This window comes from Micromonospora cynarisoli (genome assembly GCF_030518815.1).
In the GTDB taxonomy this organism is placed as follows: Bacteria; Actinomycetota; Actinomycetes; order Mycobacteriales; family Micromonosporaceae; genus Micromonospora; species Micromonospora wenchangensis.
In genome coordinates this window covers 3317455-3336027 of sequence record NZ_CP130426.1, presented here as the reverse complement: position 1 = coordinate 3336027, position 18573 = coordinate 3317455, and the positions used below count along the sequence as shown (strand labels likewise).

22 protein-coding genes are annotated in these 18573 nt (G+C 73.6%); 13 read left to right on the top strand and 9 right to left on the bottom strand.

The genetic code is table 11. The features are described from left to right. Positions 1-378 precede the first annotated feature (378 nt). Positions 379-894 carry a DUF6232 family protein gene (locus Q2K16_RS14075; RefSeq protein ID WP_302745912.1) on the top strand — a complete coding sequence of 172 codons (516 nt, stop codon included), beginning with the start codon at positions 379-381 and terminating at the stop codon, positions 892-894. A 39-nt stretch (positions 895-933) separates the two neighbouring features. Here Q2K16_RS14075 and Q2K16_RS14070 read toward each other — a convergent pair whose 3' ends face one another. Together Q2K16_RS14070 and Q2K16_RS14065 are read right to left on the bottom strand one after the other, a co-directional pair. Beyond that, positions 934-1263, bottom strand: coding sequence for a DUF3817 domain-containing protein (locus Q2K16_RS14070; protein ID WP_302745911.1), 330 nt, complete (start codon positions 1261-1263; stop codon positions 934-936). Between the two features lie 24 nt (positions 1264-1287). Next, complete coding sequence (locus tag Q2K16_RS14065; protein ID WP_302745910.1) at positions 1288-1704, bottom strand: hypothetical protein; 417 nt, start codon at positions 1702-1704, stop codon at positions 1288-1290. Between the two features lie 155 nt (positions 1705-1859). Between Q2K16_RS14065 and Q2K16_RS14060 the strand changes: the two genes are divergently transcribed. From Q2K16_RS14060 to Q2K16_RS14050, 3 genes are all read left to right on the top strand, one after another. Then, complete coding sequence (locus tag Q2K16_RS14060; RefSeq protein ID WP_302745909.1) at positions 1860-2180, top strand: DUF6158 family protein; 321 nt, start codon at positions 1860-1862, stop codon at positions 2178-2180. Further along, positions 2180-2497 carry an SRPBCC family protein gene (locus tag Q2K16_RS14055; RefSeq protein WP_302745908.1) on the top strand — a complete coding sequence of 106 codons (318 nt, stop codon included), beginning with the start codon at positions 2180-2182 and terminating at the stop codon, positions 2495-2497. Before Q2K16_RS14060 ends, Q2K16_RS14055 begins: the two co-directional genes overlap by 1 nt. A 69-nt stretch (positions 2498-2566) precedes the next feature. Next, entirely contained in the window at positions 2567-3109 is a 543-nt protein-coding gene (locus tag Q2K16_RS14050) for a DUF1360 domain-containing protein (RefSeq protein ID WP_088642719.1), read from the top strand. A gap of 63 nt (positions 3110-3172) precedes the next feature. On the opposite strand, the gene Q2K16_RS14045 is transcribed toward Q2K16_RS14050, so the two are convergent. From Q2K16_RS14045 to Q2K16_RS14035, 3 genes are read right to left on the bottom strand one after another with little or no spacing between them, the layout of a single operon-like run. After that, complete coding sequence (locus Q2K16_RS14045; protein WP_088642718.1) at positions 3173-3382, bottom strand: hypothetical protein; 210 nt, start codon at positions 3380-3382, stop codon at positions 3173-3175. Positions 3383-3410: 28 nt separating this feature from the next. Continuing rightward, positions 3411-3653: a hypothetical protein gene (locus Q2K16_RS14040; protein WP_302745904.1), complete on the bottom strand. Its 243-nt coding sequence runs from the start codon at positions 3651-3653 to the stop codon at positions 3411-3413. Positions 3654-3690: 37 nt separating this feature from the next. Next, positions 3691-4785, bottom strand: a complete 1095-nt coding sequence (locus Q2K16_RS14035) for a 3-deoxy-7-phosphoheptulonate synthase (protein WP_302746478.1) — start codon at positions 4783-4785, stop codon at positions 3691-3693. 304 nt (positions 4786-5089) lie between these two features. On the opposite strand from Q2K16_RS14035, the gene Q2K16_RS14030 reads away from it, so the two are divergent. The 9 genes from Q2K16_RS14030 to Q2K16_RS13990 all read left to right on the top strand — a co-directional run bounded on the left by Q2K16_RS14030 (position 5090) and on the right by Q2K16_RS13990 (position 14561). Continuing rightward, positions 5090-6244: an alkaline phosphatase PhoX gene (locus Q2K16_RS14030; protein WP_302745902.1), complete on the top strand. Its 1155-nt coding sequence runs from the start codon at positions 5090-5092 to the stop codon at positions 6242-6244. A gap of 93 nt (positions 6245-6337) precedes the next feature. Continuing rightward, the gene (locus Q2K16_RS14025; RefSeq protein WP_302745900.1) at positions 6338-6553 is read left to right on the top strand and encodes a hypothetical protein; all 216 of its coding nucleotides are present in this window, start codon (positions 6338-6340) and stop codon (positions 6551-6553) included. A gap of 198 nt (positions 6554-6751) precedes the next feature. Continuing rightward, positions 6752-8044: a M16 family metallopeptidase gene (locus tag Q2K16_RS14020; RefSeq protein WP_302745899.1), complete on the top strand. Its 1293-nt coding sequence runs from the start codon at positions 6752-6754 to the stop codon at positions 8042-8044. Continuing rightward, on the top strand, positions 8041-9387 hold the full coding sequence (locus Q2K16_RS14015; protein WP_302745897.1) for a M16 family metallopeptidase: 1347 nt from the start codon (positions 8041-8043) through the stop codon (positions 9385-9387). Before Q2K16_RS14020 ends, Q2K16_RS14015 begins: the two co-directional genes overlap by 4 nt. A 248-nt stretch (positions 9388-9635) precedes the next feature. Next, positions 9636-10661 carry an aspartate-semialdehyde dehydrogenase gene (locus tag Q2K16_RS14010; protein ID WP_302745895.1) on the top strand — a complete coding sequence of 342 codons (1026 nt, stop codon included), beginning with the start codon at positions 9636-9638 and terminating at the stop codon, positions 10659-10661. 64 nt (positions 10662-10725) lie between these two features. Next, positions 10726-11142 carry a CBS domain-containing protein gene (locus Q2K16_RS14005; protein ID WP_302745893.1) on the top strand — a complete coding sequence of 139 codons (417 nt, stop codon included), beginning with the start codon at positions 10726-10728 and terminating at the stop codon, positions 11140-11142. Positions 11143-11303: 161 nt separating this feature from the next. After that, positions 11304-11675, top strand: a complete 372-nt coding sequence (locus Q2K16_RS14000; RefSeq protein WP_302745892.1) for an SCP2 sterol-binding domain-containing protein — start codon at positions 11304-11306, stop codon at positions 11673-11675. Next, positions 11675-13735: an amylo-alpha-1,6-glucosidase gene (locus Q2K16_RS13995; protein ID WP_302745890.1), complete on the top strand. Its 2061-nt coding sequence runs from the start codon at positions 11675-11677 to the stop codon at positions 13733-13735. Before Q2K16_RS14000 ends, Q2K16_RS13995 begins: the two co-directional genes overlap by 1 nt. A gap of 76 nt (positions 13736-13811) precedes the next feature. After that, positions 13812-14561 (top strand): lysophospholipid acyltransferase family protein, encoded by a 750-nt coding sequence (locus tag Q2K16_RS13990; RefSeq protein WP_302745889.1) that lies wholly within the window; start codon positions 13812-13814, stop codon positions 14559-14561. A gap of 68 nt (positions 14562-14629) precedes the next feature. Here Q2K16_RS13990 and Q2K16_RS13985 read toward each other — a convergent pair whose 3' ends face one another. The 4 genes from Q2K16_RS13985 to Q2K16_RS13970 form a co-directional block, all read right to left on the bottom strand. Further along, entirely contained in the window at positions 14630-15355 is a 726-nt protein-coding gene (locus Q2K16_RS13985; RefSeq protein WP_302745887.1) for a hypothetical protein, read from the bottom strand. A 75-nt stretch (positions 15356-15430) separates the two neighbouring features. Further along, a complete protein-coding gene (locus Q2K16_RS13980; RefSeq protein ID WP_302745885.1) occupies positions 15431-16147 on the bottom strand; it encodes a response regulator in 717 nt (238 codons plus the stop codon). Beyond that, on the bottom strand, positions 16117-17325 hold the full coding sequence (locus Q2K16_RS13975) for a hypothetical protein (RefSeq protein WP_302745884.1): 1209 nt from the start codon (positions 17323-17325) through the stop codon (positions 16117-16119). Before Q2K16_RS13975 ends, Q2K16_RS13980 begins: the two co-directional genes overlap by 31 nt. After that, entirely contained in the window at positions 17315-18508 is a 1194-nt protein-coding gene (locus tag Q2K16_RS13970; protein WP_302745883.1) for a sensor histidine kinase, read from the bottom strand. The genes Q2K16_RS13975 and Q2K16_RS13970 overlap by 11 nt, the downstream gene beginning before the upstream one ends. Positions 18509-18573 lie beyond the last annotated feature (65 nt).

Here is an 18573-nt window from a genome sequence, read left to right as displayed (position 1 = left end):
ACCTAACCTGTGGCGGGAGTGACGCGCAGACAAAGCAGCGGCGAATGTTGGCCGAGCGCTCCGGCGGGTCGTTGTGGCAGGTGAAACCGGTGATGCGGAGCGGACGGCAGGCGACCGGGTTCTGCGCGGTAGGCGAGGAAGGTCTGATTCGTCGTTCCAGGCGGATACCGGTGGGGATCGCGCGGTAATAGCCGGATAAAACCGGAATGGTGGTCAGATGCCGGCGACGCTGGGACGTCGGGCTCGCCGGATGTGTCGGAAATCGGGGAGCGGCCCGGGCGGGTCGGCACCAGAATGGAGCCCCGGCCGGGAATCCCGCCGTACGCAGGTGGCGTGGTGGTGGGGCGACCGGCTCCCGTTGGCCCCCGGGAGGACGCCGTGCAGGCAGACCGCGCCAGCACCCGACCGCCACACTGGTCCCGACCGACCACCCTGCTCTACGCCCGGCCCGGCATCGTGGTGACCACCGAACGGTTCACCGCCGGCCGCAACAGCTACGCCGTCGCCGACCTCACCCACCTGCGTACCGGCCGTGGGCCGCACGACCGACTCGCCGCCCGGGTCGTCACCTGCGCCGCCGTCGGGGCGGGCGCCGTCGGCGTCCTGCTCGGCTTCACCGGAGGGTTGGCACGGCTCACCGCCGGGGCGTACCTGGCGCTGGGCGTGGTGTGCCTGCTGCCCGTGCTGCTGGTGCTGCTCGGCGACCGCTGGCGGCCACCGCCCCACGAGCTGTACGGCCACTGCCACGGCACCGAGCTGCTGCTGTTCAGCAGCGACGACCGGGAGCAGTTCGAGCAGGTGGTCGACGCCCTGCACCAGGCCCGCGAGCAGCACCGCTACCCCGACGCGGACGACCCGACACCCACGGCCACCTACTGGCGACCGGCCCGCTGAGGCAGCGCGGTGCCGCCCCCGGCGCGGACACCCCGGCCGTCAGTGACCGACCGGCTCCGGCGTACGGGTCGGCGCGTCGGTCGCCAGTTCGCGGGTCACCTTGCGCTCCGCGACGAACGACACGAACGGCACCGTGCCGGCGAGCATCACCAGCAGCATCCGCTTGAGCGGCCAGTCCACCCGACGGCCCAGGTCGAAGGTGGCCGCCAGATAGAGCAGGTAGAGCCAGCCGTGCGCGGTGCCCACGACGGCCACCACGATCGGCTCGTCGAACACGTACTTCAGTGGCATGCCGATCAGCACCAGCACAGCCAGCGCCACGCCCACGATCCAGGCGATCACGCGGTACCGGGTAAGGGCTCCGCCCACCGTCGTCCGTCCTTCCGACCGGCCTCAGCCGGGATAGTCGCCGGGCCTCGCGCCCGGATTGGCGTTCAACCAGGTCAGGTAGCGGTTGTACGCGGCCAGGTCGGCGTCGTCCGCGCCGTCGACAGGCGTCGCCGGCACCCGGGCGACCCGCACCGGACGCCGTACCGCCGGGGTGCCCGGCACGGGGGCGGCCGGCTCGGCCGGGGCCGTCCCGGCCGACGGAGGCGCGGCGGGGGCGCGCAGCGCGTGCCGGACCTCCCGCCACCAGACGAAGACCACGAAACCGGCGAAGATCGGCCACTCCACCGCGTACGCCCAGCTCAGGGTGTTACCGGAAGCGGCCCGGCTGATCTGCCACCAACCCAGCGCCAGGAATCCCGTGACCAGGACGACCAGGGCCACGTGGCGGACGATCCACGCCGGTGTCCAGAGCCGCTTCATGCCGTCGAGGGTACCGGCAGGACCCGCGGTCTCCGACGCGACGTCGTAGTCGCCGCGCCGCCCGGTGGTTCGAGGACGCCGCGCCGTTGGTTTGGTGCCAGCGCGGCTGGGCAACCGTCTAGACAGCCAGCCCAGTCGAACCCGAGGGGGGCGACATGACCGAATCAGTACACCGCTCCGGCGACTCCAGCAGCGAACAGCGGATGCCGGAGTGGGACGGTGACCACGTCCACCGGGCCGCCACCGTGGTCTCCGAGACCGACGGCGAGCTGCTCGGGGTGGACCCGGCCGACCTCGCCGACGACGATCTGATCCGCGAGTTGCAGAGCCTGCACCGCACCCGGCTCGACACGCTGCGGCACGCCGCCGACTCGGCGCTCGCCAACCACCTGCGCCGCACCGCCGAGCTGGAGACCGAGTACCTGGCCCGGCACCCCGGCCGCGAGGTGGACCCGCACCGGCTCCGGGACGCCTGATGGGCACCCGCGCCGAGCGCGGCATGTCCGCGCCGCCGGAGGTGGTGTTCAGCACCGCCACCGACCCCGAGCGGATCGACGCCTGGCTGCCCGGGGCGCTGCGGACCGACGGCCCGACCCCGAGCAGCCGCTCCGACGCCGACCTGCACGCCCGCTGGGAGGGCCCGGACGGCACGGCGGAACTGCGGGTCGCCCCGGCCGACGCTGGCGGGGCCCGGGTCCGGCTAGACCTGCCCGCCGGCGCGGACGCCGCACTGGCCGACGAATCGCTTGTCAACCTCGAACGTGAGGTCGCCGAGAACCTGACCGCGGGTTGACCCCACCCGTCCATCCCGACGAGACCGATGCGCCGCACCCGACGGTGCGACGACCAACGAGGAGACCCGGTGACCGACGGTGGTCTGAAGCAGAAGGTGGCGCGGCTGCGCCAGGCGTACGCGCCGCACGAGCACCGACCGCTGGGCGGCTACCTGGCGGCCATGGGCACGTACGCCGGGGTGACCGCCTCCATCGCGGCGCTGGTGAAGGCCACCGGCCGGCCGGTGCCCGAACGGCCCTCCCCGGGTGACGTGGTGCTGCTCGCCGTCGCCACCCACAAGCTGAGCCGACTGCTGTCCAAGGACGCGGTGACCAGCCCGCTGCGGGCCCCGTTCACCCGCTATGACCGCCCGATCGGCAGCGGCGAGGTGATGGAACAGGTCCGGGACCAGGGCAGCTCGACCCGGCACGCGATCGGTGAGCTGCTCAGCTGCCCGTTCTGCCTGGCCGTCTGGGTGGCCACCGGGCTCACCGGCGGCCTGGTGCTGGCCCCCCGGCTGACCCGGCTGGTGGCGACCGCGCTGACCGCCGTCGCCGCGTCCGACTTCCTCCAGATGGGGTACGCGGTGGCGCAGCAGGCCGCCGAGGGCGGGCGGCACGACGAACGGTGAGCACGCGGAAGGGGCCGGCGGATCGTGTCCGCCGGCCCCTTCCCGTCACCCGTCGACGCCCACTCAGGTGGGGGTGGTGCCGTGGTCCTCGCCCGCCCAGCCGCGCGACGCCTCCGGCTCCCGCTCGTCGGCGTCCGCGCCGGTGATCACGTCGCGGTCGACCGCGGTCCGGTCGTGCTCGTTGGCGAAGTCCGGTTCGGGCAGAGTGTCCCGCCCCTCGGGGGGTTGGCCGAGGGCCGGCATCCGCTCGTGGTGTTCGGTCTGGTCGGACATCTCGATCTCCTCTCGCCGGCGTCGCCGGTCAGCCCGCCGACCCGCCCAGCAGGTCGGCCACCTCGTCCACCGCGTACTCCCCCTCGGGGAGCGCGGCGACCCGGGTGAGCAGCTCCGCCGGCAGGTCCGCGCCGACCGCCGAGCGGTAGATGTCGGCCTGGCTGAGCCGTTCCTGGCCGTGGTAGATCTCGTCCAGCAGCTCGTCGAGCTGCCGGAGGTCCGGCTGGGCGGTCCCGGGCAGGTCGTCGGGCGCGGTTACGTCGTCGGTCACCCCGCCCTGCTACCCGGGGCCGAAACGGTCAAACCCGTCAGGCCGGGGTGGGCAGGGCGGCCCGGCGGGCCCGAACCGCGACGGCGAGCTGCTCCAGCACCTCGGCCGTGGTGTCCCAGCCGATGCAGGCGTCGGTGACCGACCGGCCGTAGGTCAGCTCCCGGGTCGGGTCCAGGTCCTGGCGGCCCTCCAGCAGGAAGCTCTCCAGCATGATGCCGACGATGCCGCGCTGCCCGGCGGCGAGCTGGGCGGCCACGTCGGCGGCCACCTTCGGCTGGTTGCGGTGGTCCTTGCCGCTGTTGGCGTGGCTGGCGTCGACCACCAGCCGCTCCGGCAGCCCGGCCGCCCGCAGCAGGTCCAGCGCCCCGGCCACCGAGGCGGCGTCGTAGTTGGGTCGGCCCCCGCCGCCGCGCAGCACCAGGTGCCCGTCGGCGTTGCCCCGGGTGTGCATGATCGCCGGGGTGCCCGAGACGTCGATGCCGGGGAAGACGTGCGGCACCTCGGCGGCCCGGATCGCGTCCACGGCGGTGCCGATGCTGCCGTCGGGGCGGTTCTTCATGCCGATCGGCATGGACAGGCCGGAGGCGAGCTGCCGGTGCACCTGGCTCTCCACCGTCCGGGCGCCGATCGCGCCCCAGGCCACCGTGTCGGCGATGTACTGCGGGGTGATCGGGTCGAGGAACTCGCAGCCCACCGGGAGCCCCAGCCGGACCACGTCACGCAGCAGCGCCCGCGCCGTGCGCAGGCCGGTGTTCACGTCGCCGGAACCGTCAAGCGCCGGATCGTTGATCAGGCCCTTCCAGCCGACCGTGGAACGCGGCTTCTCGAAGTAGACCCGCATCACCACCAGCAGGTCCTCGGCGTGCCGGTCGGCGGCCTCACGCAGCAGGTGCGCGTACTCCAGCGCCGCCGCCGGGTCGTGCACCGAGCACGGGCCGACCACCACCAGCAGACGGTCGTCGGCGCGGTCGAGGACCCGGCCGACGTCGCGCCGGCCGGCCAGCACGGCCGAGGCCAGCGGCGGGTCCAGGGGCAGCTCGTGCAGGAGCAGGGCGGGGGTGGTCAGCGGCACGACACGGTCGATCCGTTGGTCGATGACCGCGCCGTTGTCCGGGGTCGTCACGGTGGGAATCCTTCCGCCGACCGTGCCCGGGGCCGGTGCCCGGGTCGAGCCGGCTGCTCGTAAACAGAAGGGCAGGAAGCTCGAAGGCTCCTGCCCGGCCGGCTCGAAACGCGGTGACGTCAGCTCATGGTGAGGTCACCGGCTCCGCAGCCGGCTGCCTAAACCATGGATACGTACGCGTCACGCCGGTAAGCGTACCCGACGGGGGCAAGGACTCATCCGCTCGTCGGCCAACCCTCGCCTGACGTTCACCTCCGTCACTGCCACCGTCGGTAACTTCGGCGGCACCGTTCGCATCCCCCGGAGGTATCCGATGGACCGTCGTACCGTCCTGCGCGCCACCGTCGCCGGTGGGGCCGCCGCCTTCGCCGGCAGCCTCTGGTCCGGCCTCGCGTCGGCCGCACCCGCCCAACCCGGCACCGGTCCCTACGGCCCGCTCGGCGGCGCCGACGGCAACGGCATCCAGCTCCCCGCCGGCTTCACCAGCCGGGTGGTCGCCCGCTCCCGGCAGACGGTGCCGGGCACCTCGTACACCTGGCACGCCGCGCCCGACGGTGGGGCCTGCTTCGCCGCCGGCACCGGCTGGATCTACGTCTCCAACTCGGAGATCACCCCCGGCGGCGGCGCGTCGGCGGTGCGGTTCGCCGCCGACGGCACGGTCACCTCGGCGTACCGCATCCTGTCCGGGACCAACCAGAACTGCGCCGGTGGCGCGACCCCGTGGGGCACCTGGCTGTCCTGCGAGGAGATCAGCCGGGGCTTCGTCCACGAGACCTACCCGCAGGGCGGCACCAGCGCGGTGCAGCGCCCGGCGCTGGGCCGGTTCAAGCACGAGGCGGCGGCGGCCGACCCGGTCCGCCAGGTGGTCTACCTGACCGAGGACGAGACCGACGGCTGCTTCTACCGGTTCCGCCCCACCGTCTGGGGCGACCTCTCCGCCGGCACCCTGGAGGTGCTGGTCGCCGGCACCGCCACCAGCGGCGCGGTGAGCTGGGCCCGGGTGCCCGACCCGGACGGCTCGCCGACGGCGACCCGCAACCAGGTCTCCGGGGCGAAGCGGTTCACCGGCGGCGAGGGCTGCTGGTACGCCGACGGCACCTGCTGGTTCACCACCAAGGGCGACAACCGGGTCTGGGCGTACGACGCGGTCGGCCAGCGCATCGACCTGGCGTACGACGACTCGCTGGTGACCGGTGGCACCGCCCCGCTGACCGGGGTGGACAACATCACCGGCACCCGCTCCGGTGACCTCTACGTCGCCGAGGACGGCGGCAACATGGAGATCAACATGATCACCCCGACCGGGGTGGTGACGCCGTTCCTGCGGATCACCGGGCAGTCCTCGTCGGAGATCACCGGCCCGGCGTTCTCCCCGGACGGCAGCCGGCTCTACTTCTCCTCCCAGCGCGGCACGGCGGGCATCTCCGCCGGTGGCATCACCTACGAGGTGCGCGGCCCGTTCCGCTGACCCCCAGGCGGGCCGGTGCGCGGGCGGGGGCCGTGCACCGGCGGGGCGGGTGCACCGGCGTGGCGGACGTGGCGACTGGGTAACAGGGTGCGCATGACCCACTTGCAGAGCGATCAGGACCGGGTGGAGTCCCGGGCCCACCTGCTGCCCGAGGAGGCAGCGGTCGGCAGCGACGACCCGCAGGCCCAGGCAGCGGCGATCCTCGCCGAGTCGGACCTCCGCGAGGCCGACCAGGGGGCCGCCCCCGACACGGTGCTGGAGCACCGCACCTCCGAAGAGACCGTCAGCCCGATCGAACCCCCCGACTGACCCGTCCGGCGGCTGGCCCGCCTCCTCGATCGACCCGATGTGCCCGACCAGGCGGTGTCGACGCCGGCTGACACCGCACCGTCGGCACCGTCGGATCGATCAAGGGGCGGGCCTCCCCGTCCGGGCGCGGTCGACCCCCGGCGTGGTCGGGTGCTGACACGTCGCCACCGGGGCGTGGAGATCGGATAGCGTCGGGTCATGCCCGACAGCGGTTACCCCTGGCCCATCGAGACGACCCGACTGGACAACGGCCTGCGCGTGGTGGTGAGCGAGGACCGCACCGCCCCGGCGGTCGCGGTCAACCTCTGGTACGACGTGGGCTCCCGGCACGAGCCGACGGGACAGACCGGCTTCGCCCACCTCTTCGAGCACCTGATGTTCGAGGGCTCGGTCAACGTCGCCAAGACCGAACACATGAAACTGATCCAGGGCTCCGGTGGCTCGCTCAACGCCACCACCAACCCGGACCGGACGAACTACTTCGAGACCGTCCCGGCCGAACACCTGGAACTGGCCCTGTGGCTGGAAGCCGACCGGATGGGCGGGCTGGTCCCCGCGCTCACCCAGGAGACCCTGGACAACCAGCGGGACGTGGTCAAGAACGAGCGGCGGCAACGCTACGAGAACGTCCCGTACGGCGACGCCTGGCTGCGGCTGCTCCCGCTGCTCTACCCACCGGGGCACCCGTACCACCACGCGACGATCGGGTCGATGGCCGACCTGAACGCCGCCGACCTGGCCACCTTCCAGGCGTTCCACCAGACGTACTACGCGCCCGACAACGCCGTGCTGACCGTGGTCGGCGACGCCACCGCCGCCGAGGTGTTCACGCTGGCGCAGCGGTACTTCGGGGCCATCCCGGCCCGCGGTGACATCCCCGCCGCGCCGGACGGGCACACCGTCGCCGGCACCGGCCGACCCGCCGTCGAGACGGTCACCGCCGACGTGCCGGCCGCCCGGGTCTACGTCGCGCACCGCACCCACCCGTTCGGCAGCACCGGCTACGACGTGGCCACGGTGGCCGCCACCGTGCTCGGCAGCGGCCGGGGCAGCCGGCTCTACCAACGGCTCGCCGACGGCGAACGGCTCGCCCAACCCGACCTGGTCGGGGCGTACGGGGTGGACCTGGCGCACGCCCCGGCACCGGTGATCGCCACCGCCACCGCCCGCCCCGGGGTGAGCGCCGAACGGCTCGCCGCCGGGGTCGCCGAGGTGGTCGACGAACTCGCCACCGTGCCGGTCACCGCCACCGAACTGGACCGGGCCAAGGCGCTGCTCAGCACCGCCTGGTGGCGGCAGATGTCCACGGTGGACGGCCGGGCCGACGCGCTCGGCCGGTACGCCACCCAGTTCGGCGACCCGGCGAAGACCGCCGACCGGCTGCCCGGCTGGCTGTCGGTGACCGCCGGGCAGATCGCCGAGCTGGCCGCCGACGTGCTCACCCCGGCCGACCGGGTGACCCTGACCTACCTGCCGGAGGAGACCCGATGACTCTGATCACCACCCGGCCGGGTCCGGGCACCGCCCGCCCGTACCGGTTCCCCACCGTGGTCCGGCGGGACGTCGCCGGTGGCCGGGTGGTCGCCGCGCACCTGCCCGGCCAGAACCTCGCCGTCGCGCTGCTGCTGCTCGACGCGGGCGCCGGCCGGGAACCGGTCGGCAAGGAGGGCCTCGGCGCGGTGCTGGCCAAGGCGCTGGAGGAGGGCACCGCGCAGCGGGACGCCACCGGGTTCGCGCTGGCCGTCGAGGGCCTCGGCACCGAACTGGCCACCGGGCTGGACTGGGACAGCTTCCAGGTCAGCGTCCAGGTGCCGGTGGACCGCCTCGGCGCGGCGGTGGAACTGCTCGCCGAGGCGGTACGGACGCCCCGGCTCGACCCCGACGACGTGCGCCGGGTCCGCGACGACGAGGCGACCGCGTTGCGGATGGACTGGGCCAACCCCGGACCGCGCGCCGAGGCGGTGCTCCGGGCCGACCTGTTCGGCGCGCAGAACCGGTGGGGCCGCCCGCTCTACGGCGACCCCGCCTCGGTGGCCGGGCTGGACGTGGAGGACGTCACCGTCTTCCACTCCGAGTGGTTCCTGCGCCCCGGCACCCTGATCGTCGCCGGTGACCTGGACCGCCTCGACCTCGACGCGCTGGGCGCGGCGGCGTTCGCCGGCACCGGTGGCGGCCCCGCCGGGCAGGACGGTCCGATCGAGGTGCCGCTGCCCGCCGGCCGGCGGATCATCCTGGTGGACCGGCCCGGCTCGGTGCAGTCCACGCTGCGGCTGGGCCACCCGGCACCGCACCGCGCCCACCCCGACCACGTGCCGATGACGCTCGCCGGCACCGTGCTGGGCGGGGCGTTCACGTCCCGGCTCAACCACCTGATCCGCGAGGTACGCGGCTACACGTACGGCATCCGGGGCGACTTCGCCTCGTCCCGCCGGTTCGGCCGGTTCGCGGTCAGCGCCGGCGTGCAGACGGCGGTGACCGCGCCGGCCCTGGTCGAGGCGGTCGGCGAGATCAGCCGTACCCGGGCCGGCGGGGTGACCGAGGACGAGCTGGCGGTGGCCCGGTCCTGGCGGGCCGGGCAGCTCTCGGTCGAGTTGCAGAGCCCCCGGGCGATCGCCTCCGCGTTGACCACCCTGGTCGTGCACGACCTGCCCGACGACTACCACGCCCGGCTGCGGGAGGCGCTGCTCGCCGCCGACGTGGCACAGGTCTCGGCCGCTGCCGCCACCCACCTGCACCCGGAGGCGCTGACCCTGGTCATCGAGGGCGACGCGGCGGCGATCCGGGACGAACTGGTCGCCTCCGGGCTTGGCGAGGTGACCGACCACGCCGGCTGACCGGCGTCGGCGCGACCGGGACGGTGTGATTCCGGTCGCGCCGCCCCGGGAGCGCCGGGCCGGACCGGCGGTGCGGATGCTACGGCCGGACGGCCCGGCCACGGCCGATCTTCCGGGGCGTCGGGGCGTACCGCCCGGTGGTTTCCGGTACGGCGACCGGCACGGGCGGTGACCGGCCGGGGCGGCGGCGACCCGGGCGGTGGGAAAGGCTTCCCGGTGTGGGCCTGCGGCTGGGTAGCCTCGCGGGCATGAGGATCGGCATTGTGGGAGCCACCGGCCAGGTCGGTGGGGTCATGCGGCAGGTGCTGGCGGAACGCGAGTTCCCGGCGGAGCAGGTGCGGTTGTTCGCCTCGGCCCGGTCGGCCGGGCGTACCCTGCCCTGGCGGGGCGGCGAGGTCACCGTGGAGGACGCGGCCACGGCCGACTACTCCGGGCTGGACATCGTGCTGTTCTCCGCCGGCAAGGGCACCGCGAAGGAACTGGCCCCCCGGGTCGCCGGGACCGGCGCGGTGGTGATCGACAACTCGTCGGCGTTCCGCACCGACCCGCAGGTGCCGCTGGTCGTCGCCGAGGTCAACCCGCACGCCCTGGCCGACCGGCCGAAGGGCATCGTCGCCAACCCGAACTGCACCACGATGGCCGCGATGCCGGTGCTGCGCCCGCTGCACGACGAGGCCGGCCTGGTCAGCCTGGTCGTCGCCACCTACCAGGCGGTGTCCGGGGCCGGCCTGGCCGGTGTCGCCGAGCTGGACGAGCAGGTCCGCAAGGTCGTCGAGGGGGCCACCGCGCTGACCCACGACGGGTCGGCCGTCGAGTTCCCCGCGCCACGCTCGTTCGCCCGGCCGATCGCCTTCAACGTGCTCCCGCTGGCCGGGTCGATCGTCGACGACGGCTCGTTCGAGACCGACGAGGAGCAGAAGCTGCGCAACGAGAGCCGCAAGATCCTGGAGATCCCCGAGCTGAAGGTCTCCGGCACCTGCGTGCGGGTGCCCGTGTTCACCGGCCACTCGTTGCAGATCAACGCCCGGTTCGCCAGGCCGATCACCCCGCAGCGGGCCCGGGAACTGCTCGACGGCGCGCCGGGGGTGGCGCTGTCGGACGTCCCGACGCCGTTGCAGGCGGCCGGTCAGGACCCGACGTACGTCGGCCGGCTGCGTGCCGACGAGACCGTCGAGCACGGCCTCGCGCTGTTCTGCGCCAACGACAACCTGCGCAAGGGCGCCGCGCTGAACGCCGTGCAGCTCGCCGAGCTGGTCGCCGCCGAACTGCGCTGAGCAGGGTGTTACCTGCTCGGTGCCGGCGGGTAGACCGCCGTGCCGACACCGAGAGGGGAGCACCATGACAACGGTCGGAGAGTTCATGACGACCCGGTTGGTGACGATGGACGGCAACGACACCCTCGCCGCCGCCGCGCAGGAGATGCGGGACAGCGCGATCGGCGACGTGGTGGTCACCAACGGCGACGACGTCGTCGGAATCGTGACGGACCGGGACATCACCGTCCGGGGGGTCGCCGAGGATCTCGACCCGAACCGCACCCGGCTGCGGGAGATCACCAGCCGGGACGTGATCACGGTCAGCCAGTACGACGACGCGGTCGCCGCCGCCGACCTGATGCGCACCTACGCCGTACGGCGGCTGCCGGTGGTCGACGACGGTCGGCTGGTGGGCCTGGTGTCGGTGGGTGACCTCGCGGTGGAGCGGGAACCCCAGTCGGTGCTCGCCGACATCAGCGCCGACGACCCCAACAACTGACGTCCGCCCCACCCGACGCCGGCCCCCGGAACCGTCCGGGGGCCGGCGTCGTCGTGCGGGCCGGCCGGGTTCACCCGATCCGGGCGAGGTTGACCCCGGGCGGGGCGGGGACCCCGTGCGAGTACCGGCAGGTCGGTGCGACGACGGGGGGAGAGGGGCCGATGGTGGACGCGACCACGAGGTTCTTCGAGAGCCTGAACCGGCGGGATCACGAGCCGCTGCTGGACAAGGCGGCCGGGACGCTGCGTTTCGATCTGCACGAGGGGGCGCAGACCACCCACTGGCTGCTACGGGTCGACCGGGGGAAGCTCACGGTCAGCCAGGAGGACCGGGAGGCCGAAACGGTCATCGGCACCACGCCGGCGCTGTTCGAGGAGATGGCCGCCGGGCGGGAGAACGGCCTGGCGGCGGTGCTGCGCGGCGACATGACGGTGACCGGTGACGCCCGGCTGGTGGTGCAGGTCGAACGGATCTTCCCCGGTTCCCCGGACGCGCAGGGGCCGCGCCGGCTCCACCATCGGGAGGTGCGGTGATGGCACGGGGCAACACGATCCGGATCCTGGACGGCAACACGTTCGTCGTCTCGGAGGAGACAGGTGACATCGAGGCGACGCCGACCGAGCCGACCGGCCTGTTCTCCCTGGACATGCGGTTCCTGTCCCGCTGGGTGCTCACGGTCAACGGGGAACGGCTCAACGCGCTGTCCTACGACGACCTCCAGTACTACGAGGCGCGGTTCTTCCTGGTGCCCGGGATGGCCACCCACTACGTCGACGCCAAGCTGTCGATCATCCGGGAGCGCGCGGTCGGCGGCAGCTTCCGCGAGAAGCTGACCATCCTGAACCACGACGAGAAGGCGGTCGACCTGGAGATCCGGATGGACGCCGGGGCCGACTTCGCCGACCTCTTCCAGGTCAAGGACGAGATCCTCAACAAGAAGGGCGAGCTGTACGCCGAGGTCGAGTCCGACCGGCTGCGGCTGGGCTACCGGCGGGGCAACTTCGTGCGGGAGACGGTCATCTCGTCGTCCCGGCCGGCCCGCTACGACCGCAACGGGTTCGCGTACTCGGTGCACCTGGAGCCCAACGAGCAGTGGGACGCCGAGATCGACGTGCAGACCTTCGCGGTCGGCCCCGGGGGGCGTGACCTGCGGCTCGGGGTGACGGTGCACGGCCACGAACGGCTCGCCCTCCAGCACGACCTCCAGGAGTGGATCGCCAAGGCCCCGAAGGTCAACAGCGAGCACGACCGGCTGGCCGCCACCTACCGGCGCAGCCTGATCGACCTGGCGGCGCTGCGGTTCGCGCCGCTGTCGCTGGGCGGCCAGACCCTCCCCGCCGCCGGCCTGCCCTGGTTCATGACCATGTTCGGCCGGGACAGCATCCTGACCTGCCTACAGGTGTTGCCGTTCGCCCCCGAGCTGTCCAAGACCACGCTGCGCATCCTGGCGTCGTTGCAGGGCAGCCGGTTCGACGACTTCCGCGACGAGGACCCGGGCCGCATCCTGCACGAGATGCGCTACGGCGAGACGGCCGCCTTCGAGGAGCAGCCGCACTCGCCGTACTACGGTTCGGTGGACGCCACCCCGCTGTTCGTGGTCCTGCTCGACGAGTACGAGCGGTGGAGCGGTGACGTCGCCCTGGTCAAGGAGTTGGAACGGGAGTGCCGGGCGGCGCTGAAGTGGATCGACGACTACGCCGACCTGGCCGGCAACGGCTACATCTGGTACGAGCGGCGCAACACCGAGACCGGCCTGGAGAACCAGTGCTGGAAGGACTCCTGGGACTCCATCTCGTACGCCGACGGCAGCCTGCCGCCGTTCCCCCGGGCCACCTGCGAGGTGCAGGGCTACGCGTACGACGCCAAGCTGCGGGCGGCCCGGATGGCCCGGGAGTTCTGGGGTGACCCGGCGTTCGCCGACCGGCTGGAGCAGGAGGCCGCAGCCCTGAAGGAACGCTTCAACCGGGACTGGTGGGTGGCCGACGGGGAGTTCTACGCGCTGGCCCTGGACCCGGACGGCCGGCAGTGCGACGTGCTCAGCTCCAACATCGGTCACCTGCTGTGGAGCGGGATCGTCGACCACGACCGGGCCGAGAAGATCGCCCAGCACATGGTCGGGCCCCGCCTGTTCACCGGTTGGGGCGTGCGCACCCTCGCCGAGGGGGAGGTGCGGTACAACCCGATCGGCTACCACAACGGCACGATCTGGCCGTTCGACAACTCGTTCATCGCCTGGGGGCTGCGGCGGTACGGCTTCGCCGAGGAGGCCGCCACCATCGCCAACGGCATCCTCGACGCGGCGAGCTACTTCGACGGGCGGCTGCCGGAGGCGTTCGGCGGCTACCCCCGGGAGCAGACCAAGTTCCCGGTCGAGTACCCGACGGCATGCAGCCCGCAGGCCTGGTCGACGGGGGCGCCGCTGCTGCTGCTGCGTACCATGCTCGGCTTGGAGCCGCACGATGGGCACCTGGCGGTGGAGCCGGTGCTGCCGGTCGGGATGGGGCGGATCGAGGTGTTGGACATCCCGGGCCGCTGGGGACGGGTGGACGCCTTCGCCCGGGGCCGCCTCGATCTGCACAAACTTGCCGGCTGACGGTGCGTCGGGTGGTCGCCACGGTGAGTCGGCTCCGCCCTACGGTGGCGTAGGCTACGCGGGGTAAAGTGCCCGGATGCCGGAACTCGTGTACCCGCCCGTGATCGCCACCGCCAAGACGCTGTTCCGGGTCCTCGACCTGCGCCTGACCGTCGACGGGAACCACCACGTCCCGCGCACCGGCGGGGCGGTGCTGGCCAGCAACCACGTCAGCTACCTCGACTTCATCTTCTGCGGCTACGGGGCGCACGCGTCCCGGCGGCTGGTGCGGTTCATGGCCAAGCACGACGTCTTCGCGCACAAGGTGTCCGGCCCGCTGATGCGCGGCATGAAGCACATCCCGGTGAACCGCGCGGCGGGGGTCGGCTCGTACAACACGGCGGTGGACGCGCTGCGGCGCGGCGAGGTGGTGGGCGTCTTCCCCGAGGCGACGATCAGTCGCTCGTTCACGGTGAAGGAGCTGAAGAGCGGGGCGGCCCGGATGGCGCAGACGGCGGAGGTGCCGCTGGTGCCGGTGGCGCTGTGGGGGACGCAACGGCTCTGGACCAAGGGCCGGCCGAAGACGCTGACCCGGCGGCACACCCCGATCACGATCCTGCTGGGCGAGCCGATGGACCCGGCGGCGTACCCGGACGCCAACACGATGACGGCGGAGCTGAAGGTTCGGCTGACCGCGCTGGTCGACCGGGCCCAGCAGGAGTACCCCGACAAGCCGGCCGGCCCGGACGACTCCTGGTGGCAGCCGGCGCACCTGGGCGGCACCGCGCCCACCCCCCAGGAGGCCGCCGAACTGGACCGCCGGCCCCGCCGCTCGACGGCATCCTGACCGTTCGTGCTTCGCGCCCTGACCCGCGCCTCCGTGCCCCGGTCGGCGATCTGCCGGTCGGGGCGGGGTCAGCTGCCGACCGCGTCCTGACCGGCGGGCTCGGGGACGCGGTAGTAGTCGTCGCGGGAGAGGAACTCCACCGGCAGCGACCCCGGCAGGGTCACCCGCGCCTCACCGGTCAGCGGCGGGGCGGTCGCCCGGCGGATGAGCACGTCCCGCTCCGGCGGCGCCAGCTCCACCAGCTCGGGGTGGGTGACCCGGAAGCAGGCCACCGTCCGACGGACCAGCCGGGCCAGTTCGGTCACCGGGCCCACCGCGCCGCCCAGCGCCAGGGCCGGCTGCTGGATCGTCCGCAGCGCGTCGCAGACCACCAGCAGCTCCGCCTCGGCGGTGCCCTGTGCGGTGGGCCGGCCGGTGGCCCGCAGCTCCAACCGGGACGGCCACTGCCAGCGGATCTGCCCGCTGACCAGGCGCGGCAGCCGGACGTTGCGCCGGTGCCGGACCCCCGTCGCGTCGATCTTCCCGGCCACCAGGGCCAGGTCACCGGCGAGGCAGACGTAGGCGAGTCGGCGGTCGGTGACGGTGATCGAGGCGGGGGCGGGGAGCACCCAGTGCCGCCGGGCTCCGGTCGGGCTGATCAGGCAGCCGGCCACCGACGTCGGATACCGGCCGAGCACCCGTTCGTCGGGTTCCGGGACGAGTTCGTAACGCCTGTCGAGCACGGGAGCGGAATCGTTCTCCGGCGCATCGAACCGGTGCGGTGCGATGAAGAACGGGGACATGTTCTCGCGCATCGTCACGACCTCCCCCGCGCAGTGGTCTTCTGGCGTCCAGCCTCGCCGAGTCGTGACGGGCTGTCATGACAGCCGTTAGGGGGTCGGCCGGTCGTACGACGCCTGTGACCGGTAGATGCCGATCTCCTCCGGCCGGATGAGACCGTCCTCGATCGCCCGGGCCAGTAACGCCGCCTTCGTGGCGGCCGGTCTACCCGCCCGGGTGTACTTGATCCGGGCCCGGTCCACGTATTGTTTGACGGTGTGCTCGCTGATCTGCATCCGGCGGGCCACCGACGCCTTCGACATCGACTGGAACCACAGCAGCAGCGCTTCCCGCTCCTTGTCGGACAGGGCCGGACGGTCCGGGCGCGGATCGCCCACCATCGCCCCGGCCAGGGCCGGCGGCACGTACGGGCGGTCGCTGGCGGCGGCCAGCACCGTGGACACGCAGTGTTCCCGCCCCTCGTGTTTGGCCAGGAACGCGGTCGCCCCCGCGTCGAGCGCGGCGAGCATGGTCGCCGGGTCGGTGTGCTCGGAGTAGACCACCACCCGCCGGCCGTCGGCGCTCAACTCGGCCAGCTTGTCCAGCACCATCCGCCCGCGCAGCCGCAGGTCCAGCAGGATCACGTCGGCCTCCGGGGCGGCCCGCAGCACCAGATCCGGGTCGTCGCCGGTGGCGAGCACCCGCAGCCGGGGCTCGGTGGACAGCCAGGCCCGCACACCGTCGATCACCACCGGATGGTCGTCGACGATCGACACACCGACCTGGCGCTCCCCGCTCATGGCCTGCGCCACCGGGTCTGCGTCCACCTGATCTCCCCGTCCCGCTCATGTACGTGTTCCACCTGGTCGTCGCCGGCCCGGGCGGTCGGCGGATCGGCCGCCCCCGGGCCCTGTCGGTCCGGGGTGACCAGACTGACCGCCACCTCGTCGGGGCCGGCCACCACGGTCAGCCGGGCCCAACCGGTGGCATCGGCCAGGGCGGCGGCCAGCGGGTCGGCCAGCCGTCGTCGGATCTCCACCGGCAGCGGCGGCGGCGTGCCGATGGCGATCAGCTCGATCGGCAGCCCGTTGCGTTCGGCCAGGTCGGCGGCGGCCCGCAGCTCGTGCAACAGCGGGTCCGGCACGTCGTCGGACTCGGCGATCAGGCGACGCAGCCGGGTCGCGGCGAGCACGCACCGCCGTTGTACGAACGGGTCGCCCGGGTCGGCGCGACCGTCGGCAAGTTCCGCCAGCACCTGTTCGGCGGCACCGCTGACGAGCGCCAGCCGGGCCCGCCGGTCCGCCCAGGCCCGTTCGGCGGCGTCCCGTTCGGCGCGGACGGCGAGGGTCGCCTCGGCGGTGTCGGCGCGTTCCCGGGCGAGGGTGGCGATCACCGCCGCACCGGTGAAGACCGCCACCGGCAGCGACGAGGTGCCGTAGACGTACATCGCGTAGCGGGTCAGGTCGGCGGGGGCGGTCGCCCCGTCACCGACCAGCGCGGCGAGCGCGATCACCGCGTGCCCGGCCAGCAGGACGATCATCCAACGGATCGGGCGACCCCACAGCACCACCACGAAGAACCACGCCAGCCCCGTCCACGCCCAGTTCGCGGCGGCGAAGAGCTGCTCCCGGCCGGCCGCCGCGAAGACCACCGCGTCGACCGTCAGCAGGGCCGCCGCCAGCGGCAGCGCCGGTGGCGGCAGACCGTGCAGCAGCCGGTGTGCGGCGTACCCGCCGATGGCGCAGGCGGCCAACCAACCGGCCGCGACCACCGTGGGGGCGGCCAGCGTCGACCAGGCGCCGAGCACCGCCGGCAGCCCGATCGCGAGGTGCCACACCAGGGCGATGGCGACCGCCGCGATCCGGGCCCCCCGGTCCGAGGCCCGGCCCACGTCCGCCGCCGGGCTGTCGGCCGCCGCCACGGCGTCGGGCCCCGCCGGGCCCGTCGACCCCACGGTCGGCGGGGGTACGCGGGCCGGCGCGGTCACGCTCAGCTCAGTCGACATGCGGCCACTCCAGCCTGATCCGGGTGCCCACGCCAGGGGCGGAGGTCACCACCGCCCGACCGCCGACCTCGGTCATCCTGCCCCGGATCGACTCGCGTACCCCGTACCGGTGCAGGGGGATGGTGGCCGGGTCGAAACCGGGACCGTCGTCGACCACCTCGACCACGATGCCGCCGTGGTCGCGGCCCAGCCGCACGGTCACCGCGGCGTCCGGCGCGTGCCGGGCCACGTTGGCCAGCGCGGCGGCGGTGGCGTCGACCAGGGCGGCGGTCACCCCCGCCGGTGCCGCGCAGGGCGGCAGCGTGGCCGTCACCCGCAACTGCGGGTGGGTGGCGAGCAGCGCGCGCAGGCCGGCGTCGACGTCGACCGGGCCGGCGTCGCCCGGCTCGCCCGCCGGGGCGGACCTGGCGTGCGCGAGGCGGACCAGGGTACGCAGGTCGGCGGCGGCCCGGTCGCGTAACGCCGCCGAGCCGGCCGGCAGGGCGCCCAGCCCGACCATGGTGAGCGTGGCCAGGACGGTGTCGTGCAGGTCCCGGTTCTGCCCCCGTTCGACCTCGCGGGCCGTGCGGGCCAGCACCACGTCCCGACGTAGGCGCTGGAAGTCGGCGAAGGCGGTGTCGGCCCGGCCGATCCAGCGGCGCATCACCGCCGCCATCATCGCCGCGCAGGCCGTCTGCATGAGCAGGGTCGCCGCGTGCGCGCCGGCCTCGACGGTGTTGCCGGCGACCGAGGTGCCGACCGCGTAGCCGGCGGTGACCAGCAGGCCCGCCGGCACCGACCAGCGGGCCGGCGCGGTGGCCTGCGCGTTGATCACGGTGGTGCTGGCCAGCACGGCGAGCCAGCTACCCTCGCCGGGCAGCACCTCCGGGGCGACCAGCACCGGGGCCAGCAGGCTCGCCGCGACGGTGACCGCGACGTCCCCGGCGACGAGCCCCGGGCCGATGCCGACCCGCAGCGCCCGCGCCGCGTACCACAGCGACCAGCAGGTGAGCGCGGCCACGGCGGCCAGCAGCAGCGGCACCCGCACCGGTGGGGTACGCACCGCGAGCGCGGTCACCGCACCGAACAGCCCGCAGGTCAGCCGCAGCAGCGCCGGCAGGGTGGTGAAGATGAGCTGGAGCGCGCCACCGGCCGGCCGCTCCAGTAACGACGGTGACGAGGTCGGAGCGGGCAGGGCCGACATCGGGGGGAGTGCGTCCTTCGGGCGGTGACCCGTCCGGGTCTGCTCGGCGGTGCATCGAAGCCGGA

Excerpts from the sequence above, each read along its gene's own strand:
- Q2K16_RS14015 (WP_302745897.1), top strand. The coding sequence starts at position 8,041 with ATGACTCTGATCACCACCCGGCCGGGTCCGGGCACCGCCCGCCCGTAC.
- Q2K16_RS14030 (WP_302745902.1), top strand. The coding sequence starts at position 5,090 with ATGGACCGTCGTACCGTCCTGCGCGCCACCGTCGCCGGTGGGGCCGCC.
- Q2K16_RS13970 (WP_302745883.1), bottom strand. The coding sequence starts at position 18,508 with ATGTCGGCCCTGCCCGCTCCGACCTCGTCACCGTCGTTACTGGAGCGG.
- Q2K16_RS14055 (WP_302745908.1), top strand. The coding sequence starts at position 2,180 with ATGGGCACCCGCGCCGAGCGCGGCATGTCCGCGCCGCCGGAGGTGGTG.
- Q2K16_RS13985 (WP_302745887.1), bottom strand. The coding sequence starts at position 15,355 with ATGCGCGAGAACATGTCCCCGTTCTTCATCGCACCGCACCGGTTCGAT.
- Q2K16_RS14045 (WP_088642718.1), bottom strand. The coding sequence starts at position 3,382 with ATGTCCGACCAGACCGAACACCACGAGCGGATGCCGGCCCTCGGCCAA.
- Q2K16_RS13975 (WP_302745884.1), bottom strand. The coding sequence starts at position 17,325 with ATGTCGACTGAGCTGAGCGTGACCGCGCCGGCCCGCGTACCCCCGCCG.
- Q2K16_RS14020 (WP_302745899.1), top strand. The coding sequence starts at position 6,752 with ATGCCCGACAGCGGTTACCCCTGGCCCATCGAGACGACCCGACTGGAC.
- Q2K16_RS14065 (WP_302745910.1), bottom strand. The coding sequence starts at position 1,704 with ATGAAGCGGCTCTGGACACCGGCGTGGATCGTCCGCCACGTGGCCCTG.
- Q2K16_RS14005 (WP_302745893.1), top strand. The coding sequence starts at position 10,726 with ATGACAACGGTCGGAGAGTTCATGACGACCCGGTTGGTGACGATGGAC.
- Q2K16_RS13990 (WP_302745889.1), top strand. The coding sequence starts at position 13,812 with ATGCCGGAACTCGTGTACCCGCCCGTGATCGCCACCGCCAAGACGCTG.
- Q2K16_RS14060 (WP_302745909.1), top strand. The coding sequence starts at position 1,860 with ATGACCGAATCAGTACACCGCTCCGGCGACTCCAGCAGCGAACAGCGG.
- Q2K16_RS14010 (WP_302745895.1), top strand. The coding sequence starts at position 9,636 with ATGAGGATCGGCATTGTGGGAGCCACCGGCCAGGTCGGTGGGGTCATG.
- Q2K16_RS13995 (WP_302745890.1), top strand. The coding sequence starts at position 11,675 with ATGGCACGGGGCAACACGATCCGGATCCTGGACGGCAACACGTTCGTC.
- Q2K16_RS14025 (WP_302745900.1), top strand. The coding sequence starts at position 6,338 with ATGACCCACTTGCAGAGCGATCAGGACCGGGTGGAGTCCCGGGCCCAC.
- Q2K16_RS14000 (WP_302745892.1), top strand. The coding sequence starts at position 11,304 with ATGGTGGACGCGACCACGAGGTTCTTCGAGAGCCTGAACCGGCGGGAT.